The sequence below is a fragment of the Caballeronia calidae genome (assembly GCF_900044055.2).
In the GTDB taxonomy this organism is placed as follows: Bacteria; Pseudomonadota; Gammaproteobacteria; order Burkholderiales; family Burkholderiaceae; genus Caballeronia; species Caballeronia calidae.
Window position 1 is genome coordinate 1 of sequence record NZ_FCOX02000097.1, and the last position, 18,213, is coordinate 18,213.

An 18,213-nucleotide genomic window follows, 5' to 3' on the forward strand; every position below is an offset into this window, starting at 1 on the left:
TTCGCCTTGGCCAGCAGCGCATCGATCTGTTCTTTGAGTTCCAACTCGGCTTTCTTCATCCGCTCGTAACTCATCGCCTTATGACGCGACGCATTGGCCTTGATCTTCGTGCCGTCAACGGCAATCGTCCCGAGCTTGACCAGTCCGCATTCCTTGGCCAGCTTCACCACTTGCACAAACAGGTCCGACAGTTCCTTCAAGTGAAAGGCGCGAAAGTCGCAAAGCGTGCGATGCGCCGGATAGTTGCCCGCGGCGAGGACCCGGAACGCGACATCTTCATGCAGCTTCCTGGCCAGCTTGCGCGACGAGAACACCCCGGTCGCATAGCCGTAGACGAGCACCTTCACCATCATCGCCGGATGAAAGGGTTGATTGCGCGGGCCGCCGCCCGCATACCGCGCATGGAAGCTTGACAGGTCGAGCGAATCCACCGTGTCGCTGATGTAATAGGCCAGGTGCCCTTCAGGCAGCCAGTCTTGCAGCGCGTGGGGCAGCAACATCTGCTGCTGCGGCTCGTAGGGAAGATAGCTTATTGGCATCTCCTAACAACGCTTACCCGGCTCGGCCGGATGACATCAGATTTCTGCCGCGCATACTCCTAGCGAAAAGCAAGAGCATCGTCGCGAGCTGTCGCCCATCTGTACCTGCATTCTGACAAGCGACTGTCTCGTTCAGAAATCGATCGTTCTACAGGCCGAAGATGTGAGCGGGATATGGCCGGGTGCGCCTGACGCAATGGGCGCCACGACTGGCTGGAGTAGCTCCTTCCGACGTTGCGGACTCCGCGTCTCGAATGCAGCGCCGTATGCAACAGTGTGCCCTCCCTAACGATGGAGTTATCTTGTTCACAAGGTACCGGTCACCTCTCCGGTGATGCTCCGTGCCTCCTCGTGCAGCGCACGGTCGAATTCGTAGCCATCTGCCTGCTCCGGTATTCTCACTCTAGGCAAAGGTACGGAATCGCTGTGGTTGGATGTGCTGCTGTTGTCCGAAGTGGTGGTGCTACCCGGCCCCCCGCAATTTCGCCCAGATGCCAATCTGGGCAGTGTTGTTCATGTGCTCGGAAGAGTTCTCCGAACGTCACCATTGCTATATAGTTCCGCGCCTAGAGAAGGCTGACCGGAATTTCGCACGAGTATCAGGACCCCCCTCATTGCGCGACACTGTCTTTACCGCGTTCATGAAAGGGTGCGCCGAGGAAATTTAAACCTGCCGAGGATCTGCTTCGCGGCATCGAGGTAATCGCACGGCAGCAGGACTGCGAACAAATCGAGGCTGCCTACGCGCTCATGGCAGAGGCCGCAGATCGACCGCGAAGAGGTGCTAGCAAAGGCAAGCGGTAGATGATGAACGGCCGCTCGTTGGGAGAAAGCGGTCGCAGAGCTCGCGCGCTTATTCGGCTGTTGAGGGTCGATCAGCGCCGGCTGCGTTGCGCATAGACCGGCCTCTCCCCTGCGCGAGGCTAGAAACGAAGATCGGGACGATCCAATAACGCCGCGAAACAAGGGTGCCGTTTCCGGCTCATGACAGAGTGCATCGGTACGTCGAATGCCGCTGATGCCATGCGCGCCGGGTCCATAGCGGATAATGTCGGCCTTGACCGTAGGACCTCGGCGTCGGGAAGGTATGAGCCAAGCCAGTGCACGATGGCGGCGGTAAGGGTCGCTGACCGCCATCGCGCCTGAGGCGGCAGCACCTCGCAGACCATCACGGTTCACTTCCGAATCGATCGAGCGACATGTAGCACACACGCTGATTCACGAACAACCGTTCGAGCGAAGCAAGCGCATCACGTTCCAGCGCCTCAAGGTCGTCATCGAGACGCACCGCGCGGCGCGCGAGCGCGGACTTGCTCGTGTTTGTCCTGCCCGCGATCTCGCGAAGCGACAACCCGTCGCCGTAGCGCGCCGGAAGATACCGGCGCCAGAGCAGATCCCAAAGCGGATCAGCGAGCGGATCGGCGGCGAGCGCGGCGCGAGCAAGAGCCGGTCTGGAGGCCGAGAAATGCTCGACCAGACCAGACACAGCCTTTCGCTTCTCGCCGGGAGTTTGGGAAAAAAGCGCGACGACTGCGCAAGCTTGGGGTATGGAAAGGCGATCGAGCACGGCTTGACGCACGAGCGCGCATTGAGCGCGCGTTTCGAGCTGAGACAGGCCCGAGAAGTCGACCAGACGCGACGGCTCTCCGATCAAGCGCTTCACCCAATCGGCGTGCATGCGGCTACGTGTCGGCGAGAGGCACGCCACGGCGACGAGCGCGCGGCGCGTCGCGCCCGCGTCGACAGCGGGTAGGCTCGCCATGCGGTAGCTGGTTGCGAGCGCCACGTTCACGTCCCGGAAAAGCTCACCACGCATCGATCACTCTCCATTCACGCGGCTTTGCCGCCGTTATCTTTGTCGCCGTTGTTTTCTTCGCCGTCCTCGCGTTCGCGCTGGCGCTCGTCGCGCTCGCGCTGGTTGTCGTCACGCTGGCGCTGGTTCTCGTCGCGCTGCTGTTGCGCGTCGTCGGGCTCGCTGCCCGGTTGCTGTGGAGCCGGCTGTTTCGGTGCTTTGTTGCTTCGTCATTTCGCTTGCTCCGGGCTGTGCGCTTACGCGCGGGTTAACTTCAATGTCAGTTGGACAGCATCGAGGATCGAATGCCGTTCGCATTCGAGCGCGGGCTTTTCGCGCTTGCGAACACATATCGCTTTCGCGCCGACCGTGCCACGCTGCGCGGACTCGCGCTCGCGTAGCTCCCAATCTCGCATTCGTTCTGCGAACGCGGCGCGATGCGCGTTCAGCAGATCACGCATCTCCTTGAACGCGGCGACGAAGCGCATCTTGATCGCGAGCGCCTTTTCGCCGGTGAAACCCATGACCAGTAACATCAAGCCCTGTTCGGCCATTAGGAAATACGGTCGATTGCGCTTCGCGCCGTTCCCGCTCGCATAGACCTCGAACGACTCCCCAAAATTGGGTTCTAGTTCCGGCGCTGACTTGACCAGTTCATGAATATCTCGCAGGACGTGATCGTGGCGCTTGTCAAATAGCTTCGCCACGACACGCGAGTCGGCCCGCGGTTCACCTTCGCGAACGGTCAGCAGCGGATCAGGTAACGCTGGCAGATCGATCATGTTCATCTCCTACGCGTAACGACTTGTTCTCGGGCGCGGCCGATACGAGCGCATTCCGCGCGATGCGTGCGATATGGCGCGTCATATCGTTGTCGGGCTGCGCGGCGCACATTTCGACGATCAGGTGCAGCGCGTCGCGCATCCGGGCGTTGTCCTCGGTCAGTCGGTGGCTTATCGCGTCGTGTCTCACGGCCATCAAAAGTCCTTGCTTGTTCACGATTCGAACGGGTCTTCAATCAACGGTTGAACGGGCATCGAGTCGAATAGCGACTGCTGCGGCTTGACGTACGGAATGCTCTCGATCGTCACCTCGACGCACGCCTCGGGCTTGGGCTCGCCGCGCTCGGCGTGCAGGCGCCAGACGAAGCTGTCATCGATAAACACGCGGCCTTTGAGCGAGTCGAGCAGGATCTTGAGGCAGTTGTCCAAGTCCTGACATTGCACGCCGTCTTCCCACTCGTCGCCGAACTTGCGCATGCGCTGACGCGCGTCCTGCGGCATCTTCGGATAGAGCCTAATCGTCAGCCCGATACGCCCGTAGATCGGCTCCCGGATTTTCGCCAGCTTGAGCAGCCATGCGACCTCGCGTCGATAGGCTTTCGCTTCGGCGGACACAACGGTCTGGACGTGGCCGCAGACGACATACGAGCGCCAATATCTATTGGCCGAGACCGGGTAAGGGAACGTCAACGTCAGCGGCTTGTCGAGGGCGATCGGGAGCGGCAGATCGGGAGCGCGGTGACCCATCATTACCACGCAGTCCCAACTGAATCGCTACTACGTTTAGCGGGCGAATGAAGCACAGGCAACGTCGCGCCGATGACCTTGAAGTGAACGAGGCGCAGCATAACGACCGGCGTGTCGTCGGGCGTAGTGACAAGCTCGCAGCGCGTGACGCCTTTGAGCGGTTCGCCGTTGACCAGCACGAGCGGCATCATCTTCGATGACAGATCGAGCGTCACCATCATGGCCGTTCTCCCGGAACCAGCAGCTTCGCAGCGTAGTACCCGCAATGCACGACCGTTACATCGAGGTCTTCAGCGAGGAACGCGAGGTAATCGCCGCTGACGTGAAAGCGCGGATAAGTCTCATCGAGATACCAGAACACAGTCTCCATATCGGCGACACGTCCTTGTGCAATCAGCGAGCGAATCGCGGCGAAAATCATGCCGTGCTGATCGTGCGAGAAATAATGCGGCATCAGCCACGAGCAATGGCATAGCGCGATGTTCTTACGCAGCAGGCAAGCGAGCACGCGTTGCTCGGCGCGCGTGCGAATGTCGTCCTCAAATTTCATTCTTGTTCTCCGTTGTTGATGCGATACAAGCGCGCCGGCAGATCCATCTTAAGATCGTCGCCGGCTCGAAAGTGCTCGTTACCGATGATCTGCGGCATCTGATGCGAGCAAGCGTGACACCGACCCCATTCATTGCTTAGCACATCGAGAAAAGTCGCATAGGACAGGCGTTCATGCTCCGTCAAAGCAAACTGCGTCTCGCGCAGTCGATTGGCGGCGATGCGGGCGAAGGCGCTCATGCTGCTATCTCCTCGTCATCGTCACCGGGCTCACGCTCGCGATAGATATGTGGGCTATCGACAAGTGGCGGCAACTCAACGTCATCAGCATGACGCGCGATCGGATCGCGAATCCAGTCGCCGTTCTCGTCGAAGTCGTCCCGCGAACAGCCATGCGAGGCGCACCAGTTGCGAATCGCGTCCTGAGCGTTCGCGAGCTTGTTGAGCGGCACGTCCCTTTCGTTAGCTTCACGAAGGATCTTGAACGCCCACTTGATGCCGTCGGTTCCGGGTCCGGGTTCGCGCTTGGGTAGGCGATGCTTCGCAAGGATCGCGTCGATCTTCGCCTTGTTGTCGATGCCGACGGGCGTGATGCGATGCTCATGCGTGAGTACCGGGACCGATGGCGCAACGTACATCGGATCCACGTGACATAGCTCGCGAAAGCGCGGCAGCGTCGGTGGCGCTTTCTCGTGGATCAAGGCGGCGACGCCACGACGCAAAGCGTTGTCGGTCAGATCGGCAAGCCCTTCTCGCCATACGGCTTTGACCGCATCTGGCTCGGGCGAGTTACGCCAGAAATCGGCGAAGCGCGCGCCCCAGATCGACTGCATGCGATCGAACAGACGTTCGACCCAATGCTCAGGAATGGCGCGTGTCATCGCCGACCTCCTGCATCGGAACGTCGATCACGTTCTGTTCGCTCGCTTGCTGCTGGCGACGCGTGCGGCCGGTCAGTCCATCGACGATGCGCTTGCGATCCTTCGCGATCGAATCGAGTTCGTCACGGCGGCCGTGGCCGTCGCCGTGGCCGTTCGCATACGCCTCGGCCCGCGGCGGTTCGGTGCCGTTGCGCAGCCAGTCGAGGGCGGTCGTCACGGCATAGGCGCCGGGACTCCCGGCGTGTCGAGCGATAGCCACGTCGAGCGCGTGATCGATGCTATCGGCGGTCACGCCGGCGTCGATCGCGGCATCGAGGTTCGTCGCGGTCGTCGCCGTCAAGCGGAGCCCCTTGCTCGCGAAAATTTTTCGCGCTGTCGCGCTCGTCGTCTCCGTCTCGGCGTTCGCTTCGCGCGCGCGCGAGGATGACCTGAGACTTGAGACAGAGCGATTGGTTTTTTCTCTAGGTTTATCTTTAGAAGGCAGAGAAGGAGAAGACAGACTTGGCGTGTCCAAGGTTTGCCTTGTGTGTTTCTTGGCTTGCCTAAAGTTCACCTCCTTTACTGCATCAGGGTTTGCGGGCCATACGCTTTTCGCTTCGCGCGGATGCGGATGCTGGTATTTCGACCACTTGACGATCTGAATCACACGCATGTTGTCGACCGTGTAGCGCGCGATCAGATCGCTCTCTACAAACTTGGATAGCCAAAGGTCAACCTCGGGTTCGCCAAGGTCTGGCTCATACGGGAATAGGTCAACCTTGATTCGCCCCGGACGATCCTCAAGCCGTCCCTCACGATCGGCGAGCGTAATCAGACCGGCGAACAAAAGACGAGCGTGCGGGGGCATATGCCCGAGCGCGTCGTTCCGGAAGAACTCGAATTTGAGCAGGCGGCCGCGTCCCATGATCGGTGTCCCGATCAGCGGTCGAACGGCAGAGGCGCGACCTGCTGCGCGTTGAACAGACGCAGCTCGTCTCGCATGTTGATGTCGGTGTTCGAGGCCGAGAGGCGGCCCTTGCAGCGCATGTCGATCCACCAGCCGAAAACGTCTCCCGTCCTCGACTGCTCTGCACGCTCATGCGCGTCGTTCCATTCCCGTTGGCGTCGCGTAATTAGCGGAACGAACGTCTCCTGATTCGAGTTCATGGTTATCTCCGTTCTCGAAGAACAACCGTCGCGCGACGGGACCAACCGGAGAAAACAATAAACCCGAATATCGGTGGAAACAATGCCCGAAAACGTCGGGATGTAAGGCGGCAATTTTCCGGATCGGGAAAACTCTGATAAGTTTCATCACAACTTCAAAATACGTGGAGCGACCGAATCGCGGAAACCCGCGTCCGATAAAGAACCTTGCGAACATCTTTCAGTGGCTACGCGATTATCATGCCAGTAATACGTCGCAAGAAATATTTTTTGCAAAACGTCCGATCAAATCATGGCACGAAATTTGTGCTGAGACTGTACGTAAAGCGACCATCGCTATCCGGGTGCCAGAAATACGCCGTGGAAACAATCGTTAACCCTGGTTTGTCTGACTAGGAAAGAGTCATGCCAGCGATTTGCTAATTAATTGTCCATTCATTCCGGCTCAACCATGCGGATTTGGTGGGCGTTTCTCTTGTATTGCTCTATTTAGTTGTTACAAGTATTTTCCCCAATAGGATTTTCCCTATATTCCGTTTCGAGGGGCCGAGGTCTAGCTTTCAAAGCTTATGCGCCGTGACACTGCTTCTCATTCAGTCTCCCTATCGGTCCGATTGAAGGGCTTTATCGAGAGTCGGGAATAACGCCTCCGGCGCGCTAAGTCGATATAACAAGTTTTGCAAGCGAGCGTGTGTTCCGAGGAAAACTGGCGTCGCTTCAGTCCTGAATCAATTAATAGCGACGCGATTTTTTCAAGGCTTAATGTCATATCCAACCTACGCGCGGCGGGATTGACGAATAAGCCCGATCCACATGGAAATCGACAAATGAGCGAAGAACAAGAACCGCGGCCGCGTCCGACACGCGCCGCCCTGCATCTTCCTCGACGAATCTGTAACGCGCTGGACCGAGACGGGCTAAGGACGATCGATCAGCTTCTGCAGGTCGATCGCGAACACCTGCGCACGTTGCCCGGACTCGGACCCGGATCAGTGACGGAAATCGAAGTCGCGCTGGCCTTGTACGGGCTTGCGCTCAAAGACGGAGGACCGAACGAATGAACAACACGATGGAATGGGCCGCGAGGCTGGCGGAACGCAAACTCGGGATCGGCGGCTCTGAGTGCGCCGCCGCGCTCGGGCTCGATCCGTATATCACGCCGCGCGAACTATGGGAACGCAAGCTCGGGCGCCTGCCTGAAGTTGCGGATAACGACTTCATGGCGGCCGGGCGTCATATCGAACCCGCGATCGCAACTTGGGCGATGGAGAAGTACGGCTTCCATCTGCGCATGCGGCATCAATCGCTCGTGCATCGTAGCTTTTCATGGATGCGCGCGAACGTCGATCGTCTCGTCGTCGGCGAGCGCCGTGGCGTCGAGATAAAGAACGTCGATCGTCTCGCCGTGCAGCGCTCGAACGATTGGGGCGAGGACGGATCGAGTGACGTGCCCGAACGTCACTTTTTGCAGTGTCAACATTACTTGGAAGTGCTGAATTACGATCGCTGGGACCTGATCGCCTGTATCGGCGGGAACGAGTTACGCCGCTATCACATCGAGCGTGACGAGGAGGTGATCGAAGAAATCATCGAGCGCGAGCATGCGTTCTGGCTGATGGTCGAGCGCGAAGAACCGCCGCCGTTTGACTATGAGCACGCGAGCACGTTGCCGCTGCTCAAAAAGCTCTATCCCGGCACGAACGGCATGACGATCGCGCTACCGGTCGAGGCGGTCGAGTGGCATCGCGTGCTGACCGATGCGGTGAAGCGCGTCAAGCAATACGAGGCGGTTGTCGACGGCGCACGCGCGCATCTGCTCGACCTGCTCGGCGAGAGCGCGGTCGGCAAGCTCGCTGACGGAAGCGGTGCGTACACGCGCAAGACGGTCCAGCGCCGCGGCTATGAGGTCGCGCCGACGTCATACACGGATTTCAGGTTTAAGGCCAGCAAGGGAGACGCAAATGACGAATGACGTGATTACGCGCGAGGACGACGCGCCCAACCTCGCGCCTCAGAACTATGACGAGTTGATGGACTTCGCGCGTATGGTCGCAAATTCCGGGCTCGCACCGAAGGACTATCAGGGCAGTCCCGAGAAGTGCGCCGTAGCGATGCAGTGGGGCAACGAGCTTGGGCTCAAGCCGATGCAGAGCTTGCAGAACATCGCCGTGGTCGGCAACCGACCGACCTTGTGGGGCGACGCCGTGCTCGCGCTCGTCACGTCCAGTCCGTCATGCGTGGACGTAATCGAGTACTTCGTCGATGAAGACACCGAAGATATGGTCGCGGTCTGCACCGCCAAGCGCATCGGCAAGGAGGACAAGACACGCACGTTCAGCCTCGCGGACGCACAGACTGCTGGTTTGATCGGCAAGGACGTCTGGCAGAAGTATCCGAAGCGCATGCTGCAAATGCGCGCTCGCGGCTTCGCACTGCGCGACCAGTTTCCCGATGTGCTGCGCGGGATTCCAATTACTGAACTCGTGCGTGAGGCGATCGATATGGGCCGCGTCGAGGAAGTCGATCCGGCCACCGGCGATGTCAAGACGGACGAGGCGCCCAAGCGCACGCCGACCGCCGAGCGTGTGAAGTCCAAATTGCGGCGCGTAACGCTTGCGACCGTCATCAAGGCGATCGACGAAGCGACGAGCGGTCCCGCGCTCAAAGCAGCGGTAGAACTGGCGAAGAAGCTCACCGAGCCGAAGGAACAGGAACAGGCGAGCGCGCACTACAAGGCGAAGCTCGAACGCGAGCGCGCGAAGAATCCCAAGCAGGAAGAGACAAGGCCGGACACGCCGCCGACGGACAACGGCTTCACGGTGACGTTCGCAGAGGTCGCGAGTTCGATGGAAGCGGCCGAGCGGCGCAAGGACACCGACGCGCTCGCGGCCGCGGCGGATCTGATCGCCCAGGTCGACAAAAAGGAACAGCAAGCCGAACTGCGCGTCATGTTCGAGGCGGCGATGAACCGGCTGCAAGGCGGCGACGCCGAGGAGGCAGCAGCATGATCCTCGGTCCTCACATGCTCGCAACGGAGTTCGAGCACTTCGCACGCGCGAACATTTCCGCCGACGCAGGTCCTGGCCAGCGCGCCGATATGCAGCGCGCGTTCTATGGCGGCGTGCTGCTCGTTCTCAATCTCACGGCCATCCTCGCAGAACTGGACGACGCCCAGGCGGTGGAAGCGCTCGAGGAAATCCGCGCCGAAGCGAACGCCTTTGCGCTCGCGCAATTCCTTGTCGCCACCAGACTTCTCGAGGCTAGGCCATGATCGACTTTCAGCAAACGGAGCTGCGCGTTATCCACGTCAACGTGCGGACCGAAATTGTTGGCGACGACGAACGATTAGCGATGGACCTCAAGATCGAGACGGACTTGCCGAACACGGTTCTGGATCGACTCGATGATGGGCTGCGTCCGTTGCTATATCGCGCGAACGGCGACGGCGACTTGCTCGGCAAGGACGCACAGCACATGCCGCATCTGCGCTTCCCGCAACTCGGTCCGCTGCTCTGGAACGGATCTATCTCGCCGGTCGAACTGGTGCTGCATCTGGGCGCGAAGAAAAACGAATTGCGCCTCGCGGACGCGAAGTTCAACAGGTTGCGCATCCTGCCGCATGAGGGCGGAACGTGTTCGCTCGTCTGGCGGCTGCAGGTTCATCCGAACGAGGACGAAGCGGCGAAGATCATGACCGTCCTGAAGCATACAATCAAGGGAACGCTCGACACGAGTGAAGCGACGATCGACGGAGAGAACAACGATGAATGATCGACGCTGCTTTGACCCGCGCTCGCTCGATGGACGACAGCGCCGGCGCATGCCGGTCGTTGCGCAAATCGTGAGCGGACTTCTCACCGCGCTCGTGATGGTGTTGCTGCTGCTCGCGATCACCGCCGCAGGATGGGCAATCCTCTATCTCATCCACACGGCTCCATGATCCGCGATGGAGTAAACGACCATGAGTAAAACTTCGCAGCCTGTCAGCTCGCTCTTTTTGCTAGCGGCACAATTTGACGCGCGAGTACACTTGTCTCTCGAAGAAGTGTGTGACGTGCTCGGCGTATCGATCAAAACTGGCTACAACTGGCTCTCGCTGAACGCATTCCCGATGCCAACATACAAACGGGGCAATCGGATCATGATCGACATTCGCGATCTTGCGGAGCATCTCGATCGCGTGCGCGAGAACGCGCGCATCGAATATGGGAAGCGGCAAGACAAGGAAGCGGAGCATACGCGGCAGCTCAGGGACTCGCGTTGAGCCAAAATTGACTGGGGCTTAGGCCCCCACCTTTTTCTTTGGTTCATAGGCGACCGCTTGGACAGACAATGCGGCTAGACGTTTTGTGCTGACTTTCCCAGCTATCGTTCAGTGTGACGCTGAATAGAGCGACGCAGTTCGCAGCATGAGGATGTAGCCAGTACCCTTTTCCTGCTTCCGGATTCTTGAGCTATCAGTCGCGCCCCGAGCCGCCATAGACGAGATTCCCGCAACGCCGACTTGCATCATAGTGGATGAGTTACTAGTCTGAAACAGACGCCTGCTGGCTGTGCGAGGCGTGCTGTAAATCGCGCTGTTGCCCGCTCTGGGCTCCGGGCTTTTTGTTTTTCCAATGATCGCCGCAACGGGATTGCCCCTAATAGCGGCGAACAATGTACCGGGAAAACAATCCATGTTCGATCCACGCACTCGTACACGCTCGCCCATGCGCCGCTTCTATCCGGAAACTATCAGTCAATTGGCCGACCGCTGGACGGTACTAGTAAAAGAGTTGAACCAAACGAGTTGAACCGCTACAAGGACGGGAGGTACCCCGACCTGCTCTATCGAGACGTGCTTCAGTTCATTCGGGAAGTCGAGCGTCTTGTCATCCCCGATCCGTTCGAACAGGACATACTCATTACGGCCCGCAATCTGGTTGAGCAAGGGGATCCCAAGATAGCGATGATCAAGGTGCATGAAGTCCTAAGCGGGCGGCTCTAATCGCGCGCTCAAGCCCTCGTCTGATAGCCGATGTTGATCGCGCTGTTGAACAGCGTATCCGACGACGGGCTGTTCCAGCCGGCCGTGCTGCCATCGGCCTGGGCTACGGGGCGGCCGGCGCTCGGGTTGTTTGCGTACAGGTAGCTGGCCGCGAGAGCCAACGGGCCGTTGTTATACGTTGCTGCGCCCGACCACGTCTGGCCCTAGCCGGTCGCGCCTGCCAGGTTGCTGAAGCCGTACAGGCCTTCAACCTGGAAGCCGGCGAAGTTCGGCGAAACGTACTTGACGGCGTTCGACACGCGAAGGCTGTTGTCGTAGTTGTCGACGTCACCCGGCGTTGCGACGATGGCGCCCCAGTAGTTGTCAGCGGTGATGCCTTGCACCATGTAAACGGACGGATCGTACTGACGACCCAGCGTGACCGTGCCCCACTGGTTGCCAGACAGACCGACGTATGCCTGACGGCCAAATTCGCGGCCGCCCTGGTTCAGTCGGCCGGTGCCGGGGTCAAAGCCGTTTTCCAACTGGAAAATCGCCTTCATACCGCCGCCCAGGTCTTCTTGACCCTTCACGCCCCAGCGGCTGCCCGATAGGGACCAAAAGCACAGCGATGCGCCGGCGCCGCAGATGACGAGCGGCTGTCCATCGAATCGGTCGGCCGGATTGTCCTGGAAGCCGCGCATGGCCCGGAACCCGGACCGGATCGTCGACCGGTTGTGCGGCGGTCGACTTCAGTTTTGAGTGCGAACGCGCATGTCGGTTTTCTTCGCACGAGCGCGCCACTTACGTGTCACGCGAACTCGCCCGAGCGGTGACTCTAAAGCGCGTCGGCACACTTTTTAAGGAGGCGTTTAGCGTCTTTTGTGCCGAAATGCTGTGCCGCGCGCCGCGCGGCCGGCCGCAAAGCCTTGCGCAGTAAGGCTCCGCGATTTCCCGAGTCGAACGCAGTATGGCATTGGCTTCGCCTCGCTGCGCCGCGGGCGGATACAGGAAAACCCTAGTCGGCGCGCGCGCCGCGCCGCGAAGCGCGTGTTCGAAGTATTCGAAAGCCCGCTTCACGCATTTCGCATATCTCCCGCGCTCAGCAGCCGCTACATTTCATCTGTCCCGCCGCGTCCGCCGTTCCACGAATCCGGCCGACACAGGACGGGGCTCAAAAAACAGACATGGAGACAGACGTGGAAATCGATGCGACCAGCATGGCCGGCGGCGCGGCATCGTCCGCCCCGGCACACGACGCGGCCACGGCGGACCGGATCTTCCGCCGCCTCGCGCTGCACATCCTGCCGATCCTGATGTTCGCGTACATCACGTCCTACATCGATCGCGTGAACGTGAGCTTCGCCAAGCTGCAGATGGCGCAGCAACTCGGCTTCTCCGATGCGGTGTTCGGCTTCGGCGCGGGCATCTTCTTTCTCGGCTACGTGATTTTCGAAGTGCCGAGCAACATGATCCTGCAACGCGTCGGCGCGCGCCGATGGATCACGCGCATCATTCTGTCGTGGGGCATCGTGTCGGGGCTGACGGCCTTCGTCTCCACGCCGATGCAGTTCTACGTGATGCGCTGCCTGCTCGGCGTCGCGGAAGCGGGCTTCATTCCGGCGATCGTCTTCTATATCGGCCGGTCGTTTCCGCGCAACCGGCGCGCGCGCATCCTGAGCATGTTCTATGCGGCGCTCGCGCTCGCGGGCCTGATCGGCTCGCCGTTGACGGGCTTCATCATGCAGTACTTCGACGGCCTGATGCAGTTGCCCGGCTGGAAGTGGATCTTCATCGTGGAAGCGCTGCCCGCGTTTCTCGCGGCGTTCTACACGTGGAAAGGACTCGACGACGACGTCACCAAAAGCCCGCGTTACAGCGAAGCCGATCGTGCGTTCCTCGCGCGCGTGCTGGCCGAAGATCGCGCGGTGACGGCCGAATCGAATCACAAGGGCCTGCTCTCGAGCGGGCTCGTGTGGGCGTTCTGCCTGATCTATTTTCTCGATGTGTTCGCCATCTACGGCTACACGTTCTGGGCCCCGACGATGATCAAGTCGATGGGCATCAGCGGCGACTTCGCGATCGGCGCGCTCGCGGCATTGCCCAACGCGGTCGCGGTCGTCGTCATGGTGATGTTCGGCCGCAGCGCGGACAAGCGCGGCGAGCGGCGCATGCACGTCGCGGCGCTGTTGCTGATGGGCGCGGTCGGCTTGTCGCTCTCGGTGCTCTGGCATGACAATCTGTGGCTCGGCATGTTCGCGCTGTGCATCGCGAATGCGGGCCTGCTGTCGTTTCCGCCGCTCTTCTGGAGCATGCCCACGGCCGTGCTCGGACCGGCCGCGGCGGCGGTCGGCATCGCATGGATCAGCGCGTTCGGCAATCTCGGCGGCTTCTTCGGCCCGTATGCGGTCGGCTTCCTGAAGCAGGCGTCGGGCGGCATGACGCTGCCGATCTTCTCGATGGTCGGCTGCCTCGTGCTCGGCATCGTCCTGACGATGCTGCTGCCCAGGCGCCTCGTGAACCGTTGAGCCCTTTTTAACTGAACCCGACAACACGAAGAGACACAGCATGAAGCAGCGAATCGGCATGATCGGTATCGGCCTGATGGGCCACGGCATCGCACGCAACGTGATGAAGCATGGTTATCCGCTGACGGTGGTCGAGCATCCCGGCAATCAGCCGCTCGACGAACTGCGCGCAGGCGGCGTGAAGACCGTCGCGAACGGCGAAGCGCTTGCGCGCGAGTCGGACATCGTCATTCTGTGCGTGACGGGCTCGCCGGAAGTCGAAGCCGTCTTGACCGCGACCGATGGCGTGCTTGCGGGACTGCGGCCGGGGACGATCATCATCGACTGCTCGACGGCCGTGCCGGCATCGACGGCGCGCATGGCCGGGCTCGTCAAGGAAGCGGGCGGCCTCTTCGTCGATGCGCCGATGACGCGCACCGCGAAGGAAGCGCACGAAGGACGCCTGAATCTGCTGGTCGGCGCGGAGGCCGAACTGTTCGCACGCATCGAGCCGCTGTTGCGCACGTATGCCGAGAACGTCACGCTCGTCGGCGGTCTCGGCGCGGGGCATAGCATGAAGCTGCTGCACAACTTCGTGTCGCTCGGGACGATCGCGCTGATCTCCGAAGCGGCGGCCTGCGCGAAACGCGCGGGCGTCGAAGCGCAGACTTTCGTCGACGTGCTCGCGAAAGGCGGTGGCGGCGGCGCGGCGCTGGAACGGCTGCGTCCTTCGCTCGTGGACGGCGATCCGTCGGGCATGCCGTTTCACATGTCCAACGCGCTCAAGGACCTCGGCTATTACGTGACGATGGCCGGCGACACCGGCGCGGTCGATGCCATCGCATCCGCCGTGAAGACGACATTCACGGGCGCGGTCGAGCAAGGCGGCGCGCATCGCACGTTGCTGGAACTGCCGAACCTGCTGGGCGATTGATCGCTATATAAAACGACAAAAGCCGCTCCGGAGAGCGGCTTTTGTCATTTGCGGCTGACGCGTGCTCAGTCGTCGAGCAAGGACAGATCGCGCACCGCGCCCTTGTCCGCCGACATCACCAGCTTCGCATACGCCTTCAGCGCCGCCGACACCTTGCGCGGACGCTGCTTCGCGGGCTTCCAGCCCTTCGCGTTCTGCTCCTCGCGACGGCGCGCGAGTTCATCGTCGGACAGCAGCACGTCGATCGTGCGATTCGGAATGTCGATGCGGATCTTGTCGCCGTCGCGCACGAGACCGATCGCGCCGCCCGCCGCCGCTTCGGGCGAGCAGTGACCGATCGACAGGCCCGACGTGCCGCCCGAGAAACGTCCATCGGTCAGCAGCGCGCACGCCTTGCCGAGACCCTTCGACTTGATATAGCTCGTCGGGTAAAGCATTTCCTGCATGCCGGGACCGCCCTTCGGGCCTTCGTATCGAACGATGACCACATCGCCCGCCTTGACCTTGTCGTTGAGGATGTTCTCGACCGCTTCATCCTGCGACTCGGTGACATGCGCCGTGCCTTCGAATACGAGAATGCTTTCATCGACGCCAGCCGTCTTCACCACGCAGCCATCCAGCGCGATATTGCCCGTCAGCACCGCGAGGCCGCCTTCCTTCGAGAACGCGTGCTCGTAGGAGCGGATGCAGCCTTCCGCGCGATCCGTGTCGAGGCTCGGCCAGCGCGTGTTCTGGCTGAACGCCACCTGTGACGGCACGCCCGCGGGACCGGCCATGTAGAAGGTCTTGACCGCTTCGTCATCGGTGAGCTTGACGTCCCACTGAGCGAGCGCGTCCTTCAGCGTCGGCGCGTGCACGGTCGGCACGTCGGTGTGCAGCTTGCCCGCGCGATCCAGCTCGCCGAGGATCGCCATGATGCCGCCCGCGCGATGCACGTCCTCGATGTGATACTTGTTCGTGTTCGGCGCGACCTTGCACAGTTGCGGCACGGTGCGCGAGAGGCGGTCGATGTCCGTCATCGTGAAGTCGATCTCGGCTTCGCGCGCGATCGCGAGCAAATGCAGGATCGTGTTGGTCGAGCCGCCCATCGCGATATCGAGCGTCATCGCGTTTTCGAAGGCCTTGAAGCCGACGGAGCGCGGCAGCACGCGCGCTTCTTCCTGCTCGTAGTAACGGCGCGCCAGCTCGACGATGCCGCGTCCCGCGCGCTTGAAGAGCTGTTCGCGGTCCGCGTGCGTCGCGACCACGGTGCCGTTGCCCGGCAGCGAAAGACCGAGCGCTTCGGTGAGGCAGTTCATCGAGTTGGCCGTGAACATGCCCGAGCACGAGCCGCACGTCGGGCATGCGGAGCGTTCGACTTCGGCCACGTCGGCGTCGGAGTACGACTGGTCGGCGGCGATCACCATGGCATCGACGAGATCGAGCTTCTTCAGCTCGATGGCCTTGGTCTTCGGATTCGCGAGACGCGTCTTGCCTGCTTCCATCGGGCCGCCGGACACGAAGATCACCGGGATGTTCAGGCGCATCGCGGCCATCAGCATGCCGGGGGTGATCTTGTCGCAGTTCGAGATGCAGACCATGGCGTCGGCGCAGTGCGCGTTGACCATGTATTCGACCGAATCCGCGATGATGTCGCGGCTCGGCAGCGAGTACAGCATGCCGTCGTGACCCATCGCGATGCCGTCATCGACCGCGATCGTGTTGAACTCCTTCGCCACGCCGCCGGCGGCCTCGATCTCGCGTGCGACGAGCTGGCCGAGGTCTTTCAGATGGACGTGACCCGGCACGAACTGGGTGAACGAATTGACGACGGCGATGATCGGCTTCGAGAAGTCTTCGTCTTTCATGCCGGTGGCGCGCCAGAGCGAGCGCGCCCCCGCCATGTTGCGGCCGGCGGTGGAAGTTTTGGAACGGTAAGTGGGCATCGTGGTTGCTGTTGGAATGTCGCGGGATATGAGCGGGCCACGAGGGTAACGGGCCTTGCGCGCCGATGTCGGCGACCTCTTGAGTCGAGGCGGCGCGAATTTTGGGATTATCCCATACCTGTTTCGTCCATTCCGCTTCGCCGCGCCGTATCCACCAGCGCGCGAATCGCCCAACGCTTCACCTTGCGCGCGCGTGCATCGTCGAGTTGCAGCACGTCCTTGCAGACGACCATCGCTTCAGTCCCGATCACGAGTGCGAGCGCCTGCGTCAGCGTTTCCAGCGTTGCGGGCCTGAACTGCCCGCGCGCCGGCTCGAGTGCGGCCTCGATCAGCGGCGTGCGCCGATTCTGGCGCAGCGGCACTTCGTCTCCCGATTCACCCTTCGCCACGCGTTCCAGAGAATGCGCGAGCATCATCCGAAGCGGCGCCTCGTTGGCGAGAATCATGTCGTGAAGCGCGGCATCGACACGCAGCAAACGCGCGGCCGGATCATCCGATGCGCGCGTGGAAAAGAGCTTGCCCGCATCCGGCGTGTCGACATCGAGCGATGCTTCCATCAGAAGCGCATCGATGCTCGGAAAGTGCCGGTACGCCGTCGCGCGCGACACCATCGCTTCGGCAGCCACTTCTTCGAGACCGGGCTTTCGCCCCTGCTTCATGAGCCGCGAAGCGGCCTGCAGCAGATCCTTGCGCGTGCGCTGCTTCTGATTCCCACGCGCTCTCGTTGCTGAATCGGCCATGTTCAAGCCTGCGGCAATTGCCCGATGATCGCCGCGAGATCGACCCACACATTCTCGCGCCGGATCTGTCCGCTCTCGCTGAACTCGACCACGTGCAGCATGCGAAATTCCAGCGGACGTCCACGGCCTTCGAGCCCGAACGGCTTGCCCGGCGCGTTGCCGCGCCACATCGATTCGTCGATGACGAAACCATCGCCATAAAGACGGCGCAGACACTCGACCCGGCTTTCCGACAAATCCGCGAACAACGCTTCATAGAACGGCCGTGTTTGCTCGCGTCCATGCGCCGGACCCGCGGGCCAGCCGACGACATCGTGCTCCACGTCGTCGGTCAGCGTGGCGAGCACGCCTTCGACATCGTCGCGTCGCTCGAAGCCGAAATGCTCGTCGATCTTCCGGTCCATCTCCACAGGGGTCAGCGTCATGATTGCCTCCTTGCGCGAACCGCGCTCATCAATGCCTGCCGATTCATTCTAGTGAGACAACAGTCTCATTACAAGATCGAAATATCGGCTCAGCAAGCGATCGTTCGCTATGCAATCACTTCAATGCGTGAAGCAATCATGGGACGAAAAAAATGGCGCAGCCCCTTTCGAGGCTGCGCCATTTCTTCGTTCGATGCGGTTGCTCAGACAGCCCTTCGCACCATCAATTCCTTGATCTTGCCGATCGCCTTGGTCGGGTTGAGCCCCTTCGGGCACACGT

At 61.0% G+C, this 18,213-nt stretch carries 25 protein-coding genes and 2 pseudogenes; 11 read left to right on the plus strand and 16 right to left on the minus strand.

Translation table 11 applies throughout. The annotated features are described in order from the left end of the window. On the minus strand, positions 1-539 hold a 539-nt coding region (locus AWB78_RS38240; protein ID WP_198399358.1), incomplete at its 3' end, for a transposase. A gap of 1,168 nt (positions 540-1,707) precedes the next feature. Further along, positions 1,708-2,325: a hypothetical protein gene (locus AWB78_RS38245; RefSeq protein WP_157697762.1), complete on the minus strand. Its 618-nt coding sequence runs from the start codon at positions 2,323-2,325 to the stop codon at positions 1,708-1,710. Between AWB78_RS38245 and AWB78_RS47065 the strand changes: the two genes are divergently transcribed. Beyond that, the gene (locus AWB78_RS47065) at positions 2,313-2,603 is read left to right on the plus strand and encodes a hypothetical protein (protein ID WP_157697763.1); all 291 of its coding nucleotides are present in this window, start codon (positions 2,313-2,315) and stop codon (positions 2,601-2,603) included. The genes AWB78_RS38245 and AWB78_RS47065 overlap by 13 nt on opposite strands. Here AWB78_RS47065 and AWB78_RS38250 read toward each other — a convergent pair. The 9 genes from AWB78_RS38250 to AWB78_RS38285 are packed head-to-tail and all read right to left on the minus strand — an operon-like array spanning position 2,589 to position 6,436. Further along, a complete protein-coding gene (locus AWB78_RS38250; protein ID WP_062611916.1) occupies positions 2,589-3,113 on the minus strand; it encodes a Rha family transcriptional regulator in 525 nt (174 codons plus the stop codon). The genes AWB78_RS47065 and AWB78_RS38250 overlap by 15 nt on opposite strands. After that, a complete protein-coding gene (locus AWB78_RS47070; protein WP_198399434.1) occupies positions 3,088-3,330 on the minus strand; it encodes a hypothetical protein in 243 nt (80 codons plus the stop codon). Before AWB78_RS47070 ends, AWB78_RS38250 begins: the two co-directional genes overlap by 26 nt. Further along, on the minus strand, positions 3,327-3,863 hold the full coding sequence (locus AWB78_RS38255; RefSeq protein ID WP_232478046.1) for a RusA family crossover junction endodeoxyribonuclease: 537 nt from the start codon (positions 3,861-3,863) through the stop codon (positions 3,327-3,329). Before AWB78_RS38255 ends, AWB78_RS47070 begins: the two co-directional genes overlap by 4 nt. Further along, positions 3,863-4,081 carry a hypothetical protein gene (locus AWB78_RS38260; RefSeq protein ID WP_157697765.1) on the minus strand — a complete coding sequence of 73 codons (219 nt, stop codon included), beginning with the start codon at positions 4,079-4,081 and terminating at the stop codon, positions 3,863-3,865. Before AWB78_RS38260 ends, AWB78_RS38255 begins: the two co-directional genes overlap by 1 nt. Then, complete coding sequence (locus AWB78_RS38265) at positions 4,078-4,410, minus strand: DnaB-like helicase N-terminal domain-containing protein (protein WP_062611919.1); 333 nt, start codon at positions 4,408-4,410, stop codon at positions 4,078-4,080. The genes AWB78_RS38260 and AWB78_RS38265 overlap by 4 nt, the downstream gene beginning before the upstream one ends. Then, positions 4,407-4,649 (minus strand): hypothetical protein, encoded by a 243-nt coding sequence (locus AWB78_RS38270; protein ID WP_062611920.1) that lies wholly within the window; start codon positions 4,647-4,649, stop codon positions 4,407-4,409. The genes AWB78_RS38265 and AWB78_RS38270 overlap by 4 nt, the downstream gene beginning before the upstream one ends. Next, positions 4,646-5,290 (minus strand): hypothetical protein, encoded by a 645-nt coding sequence (locus AWB78_RS38275; protein ID WP_062611921.1) that lies wholly within the window; start codon positions 5,288-5,290, stop codon positions 4,646-4,648. The genes AWB78_RS38270 and AWB78_RS38275 overlap by 4 nt, the downstream gene beginning before the upstream one ends. Next, on the minus strand, positions 5,271-6,194 hold the full coding sequence (locus tag AWB78_RS47075; protein WP_157697766.1) for a hypothetical protein: 924 nt from the start codon (positions 6,192-6,194) through the stop codon (positions 5,271-5,273). The genes AWB78_RS38275 and AWB78_RS47075 overlap by 20 nt, the downstream gene beginning before the upstream one ends. A 14-nt stretch (positions 6,195-6,208) precedes the next feature. Beyond that, positions 6,209-6,436, minus strand: a complete 228-nt coding sequence (locus AWB78_RS38285; RefSeq protein ID WP_062611923.1) for a hypothetical protein — start codon at positions 6,434-6,436, stop codon at positions 6,209-6,211. Between the two features lie 827 nt (positions 6,437-7,263). On the opposite strand from AWB78_RS38285, the gene AWB78_RS38290 reads away from it, so the two are divergent. The 8 genes from AWB78_RS38290 to AWB78_RS38320 all read left to right on the plus strand — a co-directional run bounded on the left by AWB78_RS38290 (position 7,264) and on the right by AWB78_RS38320 (position 11,423). Then, the gene (locus tag AWB78_RS38290) at positions 7,264-7,497 is read left to right on the plus strand and encodes a DNA-directed RNA polymerase subunit alpha C-terminal domain-containing protein (RefSeq protein WP_062611924.1); all 234 of its coding nucleotides are present in this window, start codon (positions 7,264-7,266) and stop codon (positions 7,495-7,497) included. Further along, positions 7,494-8,408 carry a YqaJ viral recombinase family nuclease gene (locus AWB78_RS38295; protein ID WP_062611925.1) on the plus strand — a complete coding sequence of 305 codons (915 nt, stop codon included), beginning with the start codon at positions 7,494-7,496 and terminating at the stop codon, positions 8,406-8,408. Before AWB78_RS38290 ends, AWB78_RS38295 begins: the two co-directional genes overlap by 4 nt. Further along, positions 8,398-9,444, plus strand: coding sequence for a hypothetical protein (locus AWB78_RS38300; RefSeq protein ID WP_062611926.1), 1,047 nt, complete (start codon positions 8,398-8,400; stop codon positions 9,442-9,444). The genes AWB78_RS38295 and AWB78_RS38300 overlap by 11 nt, the downstream gene beginning before the upstream one ends. Further along, positions 9,441-9,707, plus strand: a complete 267-nt coding sequence (locus AWB78_RS38305; protein WP_062611927.1) for a hypothetical protein — start codon at positions 9,441-9,443, stop codon at positions 9,705-9,707. Before AWB78_RS38300 ends, AWB78_RS38305 begins: the two co-directional genes overlap by 4 nt. Before the next feature lie 80 nt (positions 9,708-9,787). Next, positions 9,788-10,207, plus strand: coding sequence for a hypothetical protein (locus tag AWB78_RS38310; RefSeq protein ID WP_157697767.1), 420 nt, complete (start codon positions 9,788-9,790; stop codon positions 10,205-10,207). After that, a complete protein-coding gene (locus tag AWB78_RS47080; RefSeq protein ID WP_157697768.1) occupies positions 10,200-10,376 on the plus strand; it encodes a hypothetical protein in 177 nt (58 codons plus the stop codon). Before AWB78_RS38310 ends, AWB78_RS47080 begins: the two co-directional genes overlap by 8 nt. Positions 10,377-10,466: 90 nt before the next feature. Beyond that, the gene (locus AWB78_RS38315; protein WP_074173647.1) at positions 10,467-10,700 is read left to right on the plus strand and encodes a helix-turn-helix domain-containing protein; all 234 of its coding nucleotides are present in this window, start codon (positions 10,467-10,469) and stop codon (positions 10,698-10,700) included. 525 nt (positions 10,701-11,225) lie between these two features. Then, entirely contained in the window at positions 11,226-11,423 is a 198-nt protein-coding gene (locus AWB78_RS38320) for a hypothetical protein (protein ID WP_062611930.1), read from the plus strand. A gap of 23 nt (positions 11,424-11,446) precedes the next feature. Here the strand turns inward: AWB78_RS38320 and AWB78_RS38325 are convergent. Next, positions 11,447-12,019 (minus strand): annotated as a pseudogene (locus tag AWB78_RS38325) (porin); the annotation flags it as partial. Positions 12,020-12,601: 582 nt separating this feature from the next. Here AWB78_RS38325 and AWB78_RS38330 point away from each other — a divergent pair. Both AWB78_RS38330 and AWB78_RS38335 read left to right on the plus strand, forming a co-directional pair. After that, a complete protein-coding gene (locus AWB78_RS38330; RefSeq protein WP_062611931.1) occupies positions 12,602-13,930 on the plus strand; it encodes an MFS transporter in 1,329 nt (442 codons plus the stop codon). Positions 13,931-13,970: 40 nt separating this feature from the next. Continuing rightward, positions 13,971-14,843 carry an NAD(P)-dependent oxidoreductase gene (locus AWB78_RS38335; protein WP_062611932.1) on the plus strand — a complete coding sequence of 291 codons (873 nt, stop codon included), beginning with the start codon at positions 13,971-13,973 and terminating at the stop codon, positions 14,841-14,843. A gap of 65 nt (positions 14,844-14,908) precedes the next feature. On the opposite strand, the gene ilvD is transcribed toward AWB78_RS38335, so the two are convergent. The 4 genes and pseudogenes from ilvD to sdhB form a co-directional block, all read right to left on the minus strand. Next, on the minus strand, positions 14,909-16,768 hold the full coding sequence (ilvD, locus tag AWB78_RS38340; RefSeq protein WP_062611933.1) for a dihydroxy-acid dehydratase: 1,860 nt from the start codon (positions 16,766-16,768) through the stop codon (positions 14,909-14,911). Positions 16,769-16,875: 107 nt separating this feature from the next. Further along, complete coding sequence (locus tag AWB78_RS38345; RefSeq protein ID WP_062611934.1) at positions 16,876-17,508, minus strand: TetR/AcrR family transcriptional regulator; 633 nt, start codon at positions 17,506-17,508, stop codon at positions 16,876-16,878. Positions 17,509-17,510: 2 nt separating this feature from the next. Then, complete coding sequence (locus tag AWB78_RS38350) at positions 17,511-17,933, minus strand: nuclear transport factor 2 family protein (protein WP_062611935.1); 423 nt, start codon at positions 17,931-17,933, stop codon at positions 17,511-17,513. A gap of 203 nt (positions 17,934-18,136) precedes the next feature. After that, positions 18,137-18,213: pseudogene (gene sdhB, locus AWB78_RS47085) on the minus strand (succinate dehydrogenase iron-sulfur subunit); the annotation flags it as partial.